12 protein-coding genes are annotated in these 9,674 nt (G+C 63.0%); 3 read left to right on the top strand and 9 right to left on the bottom strand.

What is annotated here, in order from left to right:
- Nucleotides 1-167: 167 nt before the first annotated feature.
- Genes trmD through rpsP form a run of 3 tightly spaced genes read right to left on the bottom strand, consistent with a single transcriptional unit; the run spans nt 168 to nt 1,845 of the window.
- Nucleotides 168-938: a tRNA (guanosine(37)-N1)-methyltransferase TrmD gene (gene trmD, locus ACIQ67_RS17670; RefSeq protein WP_397535693.1), complete on the bottom strand. Its 771-nt coding sequence runs from the start codon at nt 936-938 to the stop codon at nt 168-170.
- Nucleotides 939-965: 27 nt separating this feature from the next.
- A complete protein-coding gene (rimM, locus tag ACIQ67_RS17665; RefSeq protein ID WP_397535692.1) occupies nt 966-1,583 on the bottom strand; it encodes a ribosome maturation factor RimM in 618 nt (205 codons plus the stop codon).
- Nucleotides 1,584-1,593: 10 nt separating this feature from the next.
- Nucleotides 1,594-1,845: a 30S ribosomal protein S16 gene (gene rpsP, locus ACIQ67_RS17660; protein WP_397535691.1), complete on the bottom strand. Its 252-nt coding sequence runs from the start codon at nt 1,843-1,845 to the stop codon at nt 1,594-1,596.
- Between the two features lie 227 nt (nt 1,846-2,072).
- Between rpsP and ACIQ67_RS17655 the strand changes: the two genes are divergently transcribed.
- Together ACIQ67_RS17655 and ACIQ67_RS17650 are read left to right on the top strand one after the other, a co-directional pair.
- The gene (locus ACIQ67_RS17655) at nt 2,073-2,618 is read left to right on the top strand and encodes a GNAT family N-acetyltransferase (protein WP_397535690.1); all 546 of its coding nucleotides are present in this window, start codon (nt 2,073-2,075) and stop codon (nt 2,616-2,618) included.
- A 2-nt stretch (nt 2,619-2,620) separates the two neighbouring features.
- On the top strand, nt 2,621-3,058 hold the full coding sequence (locus ACIQ67_RS17650; RefSeq protein ID WP_397535689.1) for a hypothetical protein: 438 nt from the start codon (nt 2,621-2,623) through the stop codon (nt 3,056-3,058).
- Between the two features lie 23 nt (nt 3,059-3,081).
- On the opposite strand, the gene folK is transcribed toward ACIQ67_RS17650, so the two are convergent.
- The 6 genes from folK to murJ form a co-directional block, all read right to left on the bottom strand.
- On the bottom strand, nt 3,082-3,591 hold the full coding sequence (gene folK / locus ACIQ67_RS17645; protein WP_397535688.1) for a 2-amino-4-hydroxy-6-hydroxymethyldihydropteridine diphosphokinase: 510 nt from the start codon (nt 3,589-3,591) through the stop codon (nt 3,082-3,084).
- On the bottom strand, nt 3,588-5,141 hold the full coding sequence (gene pcnB, locus ACIQ67_RS17640) for a polynucleotide adenylyltransferase PcnB (protein ID WP_397535687.1): 1,554 nt from the start codon (nt 5,139-5,141) through the stop codon (nt 3,588-3,590). The genes folK and pcnB overlap by 4 nt, the downstream gene beginning before the upstream one ends.
- The gene (locus ACIQ67_RS17635; RefSeq protein WP_397535686.1) at nt 5,138-5,806 is read right to left on the bottom strand and encodes an HAD family hydrolase; all 669 of its coding nucleotides are present in this window, start codon (nt 5,804-5,806) and stop codon (nt 5,138-5,140) included. The genes pcnB and ACIQ67_RS17635 overlap by 4 nt, the downstream gene beginning before the upstream one ends.
- Complete coding sequence (locus ACIQ67_RS17630; protein ID WP_397535685.1) at nt 5,803-6,480, bottom strand: DnaA regulatory inactivator Hda; 678 nt, start codon at nt 6,478-6,480, stop codon at nt 5,803-5,805. Before ACIQ67_RS17630 ends, ACIQ67_RS17635 begins: the two co-directional genes overlap by 4 nt.
- 132 nt (nt 6,481-6,612) lie before the next feature.
- Nucleotides 6,613-7,332 carry a SirB1 family protein gene (locus ACIQ67_RS17625; protein ID WP_397535684.1) on the bottom strand — a complete coding sequence of 240 codons (720 nt, stop codon included), beginning with the start codon at nt 7,330-7,332 and terminating at the stop codon, nt 6,613-6,615.
- A gap of 150 nt (nt 7,333-7,482) precedes the next feature.
- Entirely contained in the window at nt 7,483-9,045 is a 1,563-nt protein-coding gene (murJ, locus tag ACIQ67_RS17620) for a murein biosynthesis integral membrane protein MurJ (RefSeq protein ID WP_397535683.1), read from the bottom strand.
- A 163-nt stretch (nt 9,046-9,208) separates the two neighbouring features.
- Between murJ and rpsT the strand changes: the two genes are divergently transcribed.
- Nucleotides 9,209-9,505, top strand: a complete 297-nt coding sequence (gene rpsT / locus ACIQ67_RS17615) for a 30S ribosomal protein S20 (protein ID WP_397535682.1) — start codon at nt 9,209-9,211, stop codon at nt 9,503-9,505.
- Nucleotides 9,506-9,674 lie beyond the last annotated feature (169 nt).

Below are 9,674 nucleotides of genomic sequence, written 5' to 3'. Positions count from 1 at the left end.
GTGATCGTGACGGCGTCCTTGGGGGCCTAAGCTGCCGGCATGGCAGGATGGGCAGCGAATCCGTTTTCTTCAAGAAAACAGATCCACACAGCGCTTGCTGATGGCCCGTCAGAGGATCGAAAAGCCCATGATTGTAGCTCAGTTCTTGCCCAAAACAAACAGCGCCCTCAGTCGGGCTTGGGCAGGGACTCCAGAAATCGCTCATCCGCCTTGCTCAGACGCCCGGCCCTGCGGGCCGCCGTAATGAGGTCAGGTCGGCGGCGCAATGTCAATGCCAAGGACTGCTCGCGGCGCCAGCGCGCGATCTGCGCGTGATGACCCGAAAGCAGAACGGGCGGAACCAGCAAGTCCTCCGACTGATCGGGAAGGCCACTCAGTACTTCTGGCCGGCTGTAGTGGGGGCAGTCGAGGAGCCCGTCCGAGAAGCTGTCCTGTTCATGCGAAGCTGCATCGTTGAGCACACCCGGCTGGAGGCGAGCCATCGCATCCAGCAGCGCGAGCGCAGGCAACTCGCCCCCTGACAGCACGAAGTCACCCAAGCTCAATTCAAGGCTGACATGCCGATCGAGAAAGCGCTGGTCGATACCTTCATAGCGACCACAGAGCAGAACAGCGCCCTGCCCCTGAGCCAATTCAGCAATCAAGGACTGATCGATGCGGCGCCCCGTCGGCGTGAAGTGGATGACGGCAGGACGCGGTTCTTCTCGATCGGCCTTCACCGCTGCCAAGGCTCGCTCCAAGGGCTCGACAAGCATCACCATGCCAGGACCGCCGCCATAGGGTCGGTCATCGACACGCCGGTAAGCGTCGTCGGCAAAATCGCGCAGGGGCCAGAGGCGGACGTCAACCTGCTTGCTCTCGAAAGCACGACGCGTGACCCCACAACGCAAGGGAGCGTCGAACAATTCAGGGAACAGAGTGATGATGTCGAAGCGCATCGTGCGCCGCCAGCTGCTGGCGCTGGCTCAGTAATCCAGGCCCCAGTCGACCGTGATGCAGCGTCGCTCGAGATCAACGTCATCGACAAAAGCTGCAACAAACGGGACCAAGCGTTCCTGATCTGGCTTGACCGGTGCGGTCATGCCGGGAGGCGTGATTCGCAACACGCTGTGGGGGCCAGTATCCAGAAGACCGGCGACAACACCGAGCTCTTCACCTTGGCGATTGACAACGTTGAGGCCGATCAGATCTACCCAGTAGTACTCGCCCGGATCGGGCCGCGGAAAACTGGAGCGAGACGCGAAGATCCGCACCCCACGCAGCGCCTCGGCGCCGCTTCGATCCGCTACACCTTCGACGCTGGCCACAATGCCCTCGCCATGGTCACGAATCGCAAGAACCTTCAGCACAGGCGGCAGCCGCCCGGCCTTCACGGCGACAACTGTCGCCGGCTTGTCTTCCGCGGGCAGCACGAACCAGCGCCGCGCGGAAAACAGCGCCTGGGCATCGGCCGAGTAGGCCTGGACCTTGAACCAGCCCTTGATGCCCCAGGCATCGAGAATGCGCCCGACCTCAATCGCGTCAGCCGGCCATGACAGTTCGTCAGAGCCGACCGCTGCAGACGGAGAAATGTCGGACGTCACTCGACTCAACTCAGGCCGCAGCCTTCTTGGCCTGCTCAACCAGACGAGCCACCGTGGGCGACATCTGGGCGCCGACGCCAGTCCAGTAGCTCACACGGTCCATCGTCACGCGCAGCGACTCGGCCGCGCCAGAGGCCACGGGGTTGTAAAAACCGACACGCTCAATGAAGCGGCCGTCACGGCGTTGCTGGCTGTTGGCCACAACGATGTTGTAGAAGGGGCGCTTCTTGGAGCCGCCGCGTGCGAGTCGAATCACGACCATGATGAATCCTTTGATGATCTTCTAAAGCGTTCCACCGCACCAGGAGACACTCAGGGCGAGCAGATCGGGAGACGAGGCCGCCCGGTTACACCCGAAACGACTCCGCCGTGGCTTGGTCCTCTTGATACTGTAGATACGCCGCACAACTCTCGCGAGCCAACGACCAGCACCAAAACCCGGCATTATAAACTCGCCCGCAGACTTATCCCCATAGAAACACATAAAACATGACCCAGCCGTCTGAAGGCCTGCACATCCGCCCCAGCGCCGAGCAAGATTTGCCCGCGATTCAGGCCATCTACCAGCATGCGGTGCTGCACGGCACCGGCACTTTCGAAACGGACGTTCCGGATGTTGCCGAGATCGCTCGGCGCCGACAGGAAGTCCTATCGCGCAAGCTGCCCTGGCTCGTCGCGGAGCTGAATGGCCAGGTGCTGGGCTATGCCTATGCAAACTACTTCCGCCCTCGCATGGCCTACCGCTTCTGCCTGGAGGATTCGATCTATCTGGCCCCGGACAGCCAAGGCAAAGGCGTGGGTCGACTGCTGCTGGCCGAGCTGATCGCGCGCTGCGAAGCCGCGGGTGCTCGCCAGATGCTGGCCGTGATCGGAGATTCCGAGAACGCCGGATCCATAGGGCTGCACAGCGCGCTCGGCTTCGAACACACCGGCATTCTGCGCAACTCGGGCTGGAAGTTCGGGCGCTGGCTGGATGTCGTCTTGATGCAGCGCCAGCTTGGCGCAGGCGCTTCGATCTCGCCGGAGCAGGCATGATGATGACGCATACCAAATCAAAGACTGTTGCAACCTGGCTGGCCCTGCTGCTGGGTACTTTCGGCTTGCATCGCCTGTATCTCTACGGTTTTCGCGACAAGCTGGCCTGGCTTCATCCCTGGCCGACCCTGCTGGGGCTGTACGGATTGCAGCGGATGGAGTTGCTTGGCCAGGATGACAGGCTCAGCTGGCTGCTGATTCCCCTGTTCGGACTGATGTTGAGCATCGCTGCACTGAGCGGCATCATCTACGGGCTGACACCAGACGAGCGCTGGAATGCCACACACAACCCCGGCAAGACGGCGCGACCCAGCGCTTGGCCGGTGGTGGTGGGGGTTGTGATATGCCTACTGATCGGCGGCGCCAGCCTGATGGCGACGATTGCCTACAGCGCGCAACGCTATTTCGAAAACGAAGTGAGCGTGTCGGCGAACAGCTGAGACTGATACGCCAAGAATGCAGTTCAGCGCCAAGCCAGAGCGGTATCCAGCCGCTCGAGTGCCTGGTCTTGCAGCGAGGGAAGGCAGTCGGCCAAGCGGCCGATGCCGGGCAAGGCAAGGTCTGGCGCAAGCTCGAGCCAAGGGCGAAGGACAAAGGCCCGCTGCTGGAGGCGAGGATGCGGCAGGGTCAATGTGGGCGTATCGAGGCAAAGATCCGAGTAGCTGAGCAGATCCAGGTCCAAGGTGCGCGGCGCGTTCCGGTAGGGGCGCTCGCGCCCATGCGCCGCCTCAATGGCGAGCAGCGCATCGAGCAAGGCCTGGGGCGTCAAAGCGGTCTCGACACAAGCCACCGCATTCAGATAGTCCGGCCCGCATGACTCAAGCGGCGCGCTTCGGTAGGCACCAGACACCGCCAGCACGCGGGTTCCGGGCAAGGCAGCGATGCCGCGCAAGCCCTCCTCAAGCGCCAGCTGCAGGTCAGCGCCTAAATTGGCCCCCAAGCCGATAAAGGCCTGGGCCAACGCACTGCTCATGCCGGCTCGTTGCCGCCCGCAGCCGGCGCACCGTCCGTTTTGGGCTTGCGCCGACGGCGGCGTTTCTTGGCCGGCGCAACCTCCGAAGACTCGTCAGTCGGTGCGTCTGCCGCGATCGCATCCCCCGCCTCCCGGACTCGCGGCAGCCGGTGGACCTTGGCGCCTCGGCGCTGGGTGTCCCGCACCTGGTCGAGCAAAGCGCGACGTTCGTCCTCATCGCCCAGGGCAAAGTCCTCCCACCAGTCCACCAGGCTTTGATCCAGCTCACCCGCATCTGCACGCAAGAGCAGGAAGTCAAAGCCGGCGCGGTACCGCGGCTGCTCCACCAAGCTGTAGGGGCCATTGCCGCTGCGCCGATCAAAGCGCGGCTGCATCATCCAGATCTCGCGCATGTCTGCCGCCAGCTTGCCGCGGCCTGAGATATCGCCAATTCGCGCATCGAAGACCTGATCGATCGCCTGCTGGAGCGCGGGCACCGGCGCCTCTTGCTCGCGCAGCTTTTCCCAGCGCGATTGAACATCGTGCCAGAGCATGCAGGCCAGCATGAAGCTCGGGGCGACGCTGCGGCCTTCGGCCACACGTCGGTCGGTATCCTCGAAGGCGCGCCGCACGAACTGCCCGCGAACGCCTTCGCGCAGTTGGCCGCTTTCGTCCAGGACCGCGTCAAGAATCGGGAACACCCCCCGAGTCAGCCCCTGTTTGCGCAGTTCTTCAAGACTGGCCAGCGAATGCCCAGTCTGCAACAGCTTGATCATCTCGTCGAACATGCGCGAGATCGGCACATTGCCCAGAAGCTCCGCTGTCTTCTTGATCGGCGTGCGCGACTTGGGCTCGATCTCGAACCCCAGCTTGGCTGCGAAGCGCACCGCGCGGATGATGCGAACCGGATCTTCGCGATAGCGGGTCTCCGGGTCGCCAATCATGCGCAACACGCGCTTCTTGGCATCAGCCAGGCCGCCGTGATAGTCGACCACCAACTGGCGCTGAGGGTCGTAATACAAGGCGTTGACGGTGAAGTCGCGGCGCGCAGCATCCTCGATCTGAGGGCCCCAGACGTTGTCACGCAAGACCCGGCCACTGGCGTCCACCACGTGCGACTTGCCTGCCAGTTCGTCCTTGGACGTCTTTTCGTTGCCTGCGACCTGGTCTGCAGCTTCGTTGACCAGCAGGGCCCGGAAAGTGGAGACCTCGATGACCTCATGCTCACGGCCACGGCCGTACACCACATGGACGATGCGAAAGCGGCGCCCGATGATGAAGGCGCGCCGGAACAATCCCTTGACCTGCTCAGGTGTGGCATTTGTCGCCACGTCAAAGTCCTTGGGACGCATGCCCAAGAGCAGGTCACGCACGGCGCCACCGACGATGTAGGCCTCGAAGCCAGCATCCGTCAGCGTTTGGACCACACGGACCGCACGCTCATCCAGCAGGCCAGGATCAATGCCGTGCTCCGCCACCTGAATCTCGACGCGTTTGCCCAGCGGGCTCTTGCCGGACTTGGCCGAGGAGGCAGACTTGCCCAGCAGCTTGTCGATGAATTTCTTGATCATGCGAAGAGTTTCAAAAGGGGCCAGCCCCGCTCGGCGGCGATTGCCGCCAACGCCGGTGTCGGATTGGTTGCCACGGGATGGCTGACGCGTTCCAGCAGCGGCAGGTCGTTGATCGAGTCACTGTAGAAGCTGATGCGCTCGAAGTCGCCCCATTGTCGCCCCAAGCCAGCCAGCCACTGCTCAACCCGCACAATCTTGCCGGCTTGAAACGAGGGCACGCCTTGGATGCCACCCGTGTAGGTACCGCCCGCATCGCGCTGCAACTGAACCGCAATCAGGTGCTCCACACCGAAGGCGCCGGCGATCGGCTCAGTGACGAACTCGTTGGTCGCCGTCACGATGGCGACCAGATCACCTGCATCCTGAGCCTGCTGGACGAGCGCCTGCGCATCAGGAGTCAACATCGGGCGCATCACCTCGTGCATGAAGCGCTCGCGGGCCGCCAGGGCCTGATCCAGCGGGCGGGAACGCCAGACCGATGTGGCGAACTCAATGTAGGCATCCAGGTTCAGCACGCCCGCCTGATACTCGGCGAAGAGCTCATCATTGCGACGCCGCCAGTGCTCGCCATCGGCCCAGCCGATATCGACCATGAAGTTGCCGAATGCATGGTCGGAGTCGTGGGCGATCAGCGTTCCGTCCAGGTCGAAAAGGGTGAGATTCATTGGGCTTCGTTTTCTTGGTCGGTCAGCATCTGACGCAACAGGGGGACAGTAACGGCACGCTTGTGGGCCAGGGCGAACTCATCCAGCCGGTCCAGCAGGCCCATCAGGTGCTTCAGATCGCGTGCAAAGCGGGTCAATAGATAGTCCATCACCTCGTCGGACAGGAAGATGCCGCGCCGATCGGCCTCACGGCGCAGCGCGGCCCGGATCTCAGGCTCGGCCAAGGGCTGCAGTCCGAAAGTCGGCCCCCATCCCAGACGGGTCCGCAGGTCCTCACGCAGCGCCAGATCGACCGGTGGGGCCGTACCTGAGGCCACAACGGCAAGACCCAGCGTCGCGGCCTCGACGAAAAGCTGAAACGCCGCATGCTGCTGCCCGGCATCAAAATCCTGGCAATCGTCCAACAATAAAAGGCTCGGATGAGCCGGCAACTCCCAAGGCAGACGGGTCGCCGCGTCATACCACCCGACCTGAGCGCCGGCCGCCTGCCAGGCACCTGCCAGAGCCTTGAGCACATGCGTCTTGCCGCTGCCGGCAGCACCCCATAGGAACACGGGCGGAGCGCCGGGTCTGAGCGTTTGCAGATGCGCCAGCGCTGCTTCATTCGCACCAGGCAGGAGAGTGCCGAAACTGAAGTCCGGCTCCGGCCCGAGCGAGAGAGGAATCTGTTTCAACCCAAGCCCCCTCGATGGCACAAGCCTTGGCGCGCAGGCCAACCCACTGACACAGGGCGGGGCGGGAGTACAGACTTCATCGGTTCCAGGGGATTCAAGGGCGTCGCGATTCTAAGCGCGCCCCAAACACGATCAATGCAAGCCCGGACCGCCCCGAGCCTGCAAACCGCGAAGGCGGCGCTTGATGAGTTCCAGATCACTCGCGGCCGGGTTGCGCCGAAGGTACGTTTGCAAGTCTTCGGCAGCCGCGGCCCAGCATCCCAGCGACTCCAGCACCTCGGCCCGATCCCGCAATTCCTGCATATCGCCCGGCAAAAGGATCACCAATCGCTGCTGCACCGAGAGCAAGCGCAGCAAGTCAGACTGACTGCGGTGGATCTCCTTCAGATTCCTCAGCATCCGGGCTAGCACCTGTCGCGGCGAGGCATCGACGAGGTAGTGCTCGAGACCTGCCGCGCCAGCACCCTGCTTGGCGAGGTAGGGCAGCAACGCCTCCTCGAGCGCGGACCGTGACAGCGAATGGCACGTCAAGGGATCCAGGAACACGTCCCCCTGGCGCAGCTTGACCTTGATCAGGAAGTGCCCGGGGAAGCCCACGCCGCAAGCGCTCAGCCCCACCTGACCCGCGAGTTCAAGATAGATGACAGCAAGGGAGATCGGTATGCCGCGCCGACTGGCCAACACCTGATGCAGATAACTGTTCCCGCTGTCGTAGAAGTTGTTGATGTTGCCCGCAAATCCCAGCTCCGCGCTGAAGAACTGGTTCAAGAGCCGCAAGCGCTGCATCGGCGCCGCATCCTCTGGCAGTCGGCTGCGCAGGCGTTCCGCCAGGACATCGACCTCGCCCAGCACCGCCTGGACATCGACCGTGGGGTGCTCATCAAGCGCGATTGACGCGGCAGCCTCGAGCAGATTCAGACCGGAATCGTCAGCCACCAGGGCCGCGAAGTGCTCCAGTGCAGTCGGCACTTTGACAGACAGAGGCAAACTCATGGGAAATGCTCAAGCACGGCGGGCAAACTGGCGCAGGTCAAGCCGAAGCAGCCACAAGGTGCCAAAGTAAACAAGCGCAGAAGCCAGCAGACAGGCGGCCATCAGCGAGGCGCGCAGCCAGCCCTGCTGCCCCAAACCGATCCAGTCTATTCGCTGAGCCAAATGGTACTGAAGCGCCCCCATCAGCGTCGTCGCGATGAGCACACGCAAGGCAAATCCCAGCCAGCCCGGCGCCGGCCGGTAGCTGCCCAAGCGCAGCAGCCCTACCAACAGCCAAGCCGCATTGATCATGGCCCCAAGGCCGATCGAGAGCGCGAGCCCAGCAACACCTAGCCAGGGCACCAGCAGTGCATTCATCACCTGAGTCAAGACGAGCACGGCGAGCGCAATCCGCACAGGCGTGCGCGTGTCAAAGCGGGCAAAGAAGCCCGGAGCCAGCACCTTGATGCCGACCAGCCCCAGCAAGCCCACGCCGTAGCCCATCACCGCGAGCGAAGTCTGGGTCACATCGGCCGGGCGAAAGGCACCGTAGTGGTAGAGCACCGCAACCATGGGCTGGGCAAACAAGAGCAAGGCCACCGAGCTTGGCAAGGCCAGCAGCAGCACCATGCGCAAGCCCCAATCGAGCAAATCAGAGTAAGCCGCTGACTCTCCCTTGGCTTGAGCTGAAGCAAGCTGCGGCGTCAGCACCACCCCAAGCGCCACGCCCAGCAAGGCAGTGGGAAACTCCATCAGACGGTCGGCATAGGTCAACCAGGACGCGGCACCCGCACCCACAAAGATGGCGATCTGGGTGTTGATGACCAGGGACAACTGAGCCACTCCGACACCCAGCAAGGCAGGCCCCATCGCCGTCAACATCTGACGCACGCCGGGGTGGTGCCAGGAGCGCCTGAGGGCCCCAGGGGTCATGCCGATGCGAGGCAACAAGCCGATACGCATCAAGGCCGGGATTTGAACCAGCAGTTGCAGCACGCCGCCCAGCATCACCCCGAACGCCAGCGCATAGATCGGCCTCAGCCCATAGGCCTCCAGGCGCGGCGCCAACAGCCAGGCAGCAGCAATCACCGACAGGTTCAGCAGCACCGGGGTAGCCGCCGGCAGAAGGAATCGCTTCCAGGTATTCAGAACGCCGGCCGCCAGCGCCACCAGAGACATGCAGCCGATGTAGGGAAACATCCAGCGGGTCATCACGATGGCCGCTTCGCGTCCCTCTTGCGGCAAGCCCGCGCCAAGCACCCACACCAGCAAGGGCGCCCCGACGACACCGAGCACGCAAGTAAGCAAGAGCACCCAGGCCAAAACGGTGGCGACCGCATCAACAAGGCTGGCCGTGGCCTGATCGCCGTCGCGAGCACGGGTCGCGGCAAGCAAGGGAACAAAGGCCTGCGAGAAGGCGCCCTCGGCAAACAAGCGGCGCAACATATTGGGGATGCGAAAAGCCACCTGAAAGGCATCGGTCAGGGTGCTGGCCCCAAAGGCCGTCGCAATCATCTGCTCCCGCACCAAGCCCGTAACGCGCGAAGCCAAAGTCATGACCGATATCAGGGAGGCAGATCGCAGCAGATTCATGAGGGCTTAAGCAGGGCTGAGCCGGCGGATTATGCTTGCTCAACAAGGTGCGAAACTCAGCGTTTTCGGCCACCGGCCTATGCTGCCAGTGCCCAATCTTTGCTTGCAGCTTCACTTCAGTGCTACACTCGCGGTCTTTGCACCATCTGGGTAGATACACAAAATGGCAAGTTCTTCCAAAGCCAAGAAGAAAACCGTCCGTTTGGCATCGGGCCGCAAGCGCGCTCGCCAGGACGTCAAACTGAACGCCGCCAACACGGCGCTGCGCTCGAAGTTCCGCACGGTCGTCAAGAACGTGCAAAAGGCAGTGGTTGCCGGCGACAAGGCCAAGGCTGCTGACCTGTTCAAGACCGCCCAAGCCGTGATCGATTCGGTCGCCGACAAGGGCATCTTCCACAAGAACAAGGCCGCTCGCCACAAGAGCCGCCTGTCGGCCAAGATCAAGGCTCTGGCCGCCTAAAATCCCAGACCAGGTGCAAAGCAAAGGCCCGCCTCGGCGGGCCTTTTGCATGTGCGCTCAGCATGAGCGCACTCTTGCGGGTGCAAGTCCCGCCGTAAGTTGATCACAGCGAACGAAGCGAAGCGCAACTGCACGAGGGCGACCGAATGTGGGGAGGAAGCGTGGAGCG

This window comes from Roseateles sp. (assembly GCF_044373315.1).
Lineage (GTDB): Bacteria > Pseudomonadota > Gammaproteobacteria > Burkholderiales > Burkholderiaceae_C > JACDQM01.
Note: the sequence above shows the minus strand (reverse complement) of the source record. Positions and strands in the feature narration are given on the sequence as shown.

Excerpts from the sequence above, each read along its gene's own strand:
- trmD (WP_397535693.1), bottom strand. The coding sequence starts at position 938 with ATGCGCTTCGACATCATCACTCTGTTCCCTGAATTGTTCGACGCTCCC.
- rpsP (WP_397535691.1), bottom strand. The coding sequence starts at position 1,845 with ATGGTCGTGATTCGACTCGCACGCGGCGGCTCCAAGAAGCGCCCCTTC.
- ACIQ67_RS17655 (WP_397535690.1), top strand. The coding sequence starts at position 2,073 with ATGACCCAGCCGTCTGAAGGCCTGCACATCCGCCCCAGCGCCGAGCAA.
- ACIQ67_RS17650 (WP_397535689.1), top strand. The coding sequence starts at position 2,621 with ATGACGCATACCAAATCAAAGACTGTTGCAACCTGGCTGGCCCTGCTG.
- folK (WP_397535688.1), bottom strand. The coding sequence starts at position 3,591 with ATGAGCAGTGCGTTGGCCCAGGCCTTTATCGGCTTGGGGGCCAATTTA.
- pcnB (WP_397535687.1), bottom strand. The coding sequence starts at position 5,141 with ATGATCAAGAAATTCATCGACAAGCTGCTGGGCAAGTCTGCCTCCTCG.
- ACIQ67_RS17635 (WP_397535686.1), bottom strand. The coding sequence starts at position 5,806 with ATGAATCTCACCCTTTTCGACCTGGACGGAACGCTGATCGCCCACGAC.
- murJ (WP_397535683.1), bottom strand. The coding sequence starts at position 9,045 with ATGAATCTGCTGCGATCTGCCTCCCTGATATCGGTCATGACTTTGGCT.
- rpsT (WP_397535682.1), top strand. The coding sequence starts at position 9,209 with ATGGCAAGTTCTTCCAAAGCCAAGAAGAAAACCGTCCGTTTGGCATCG.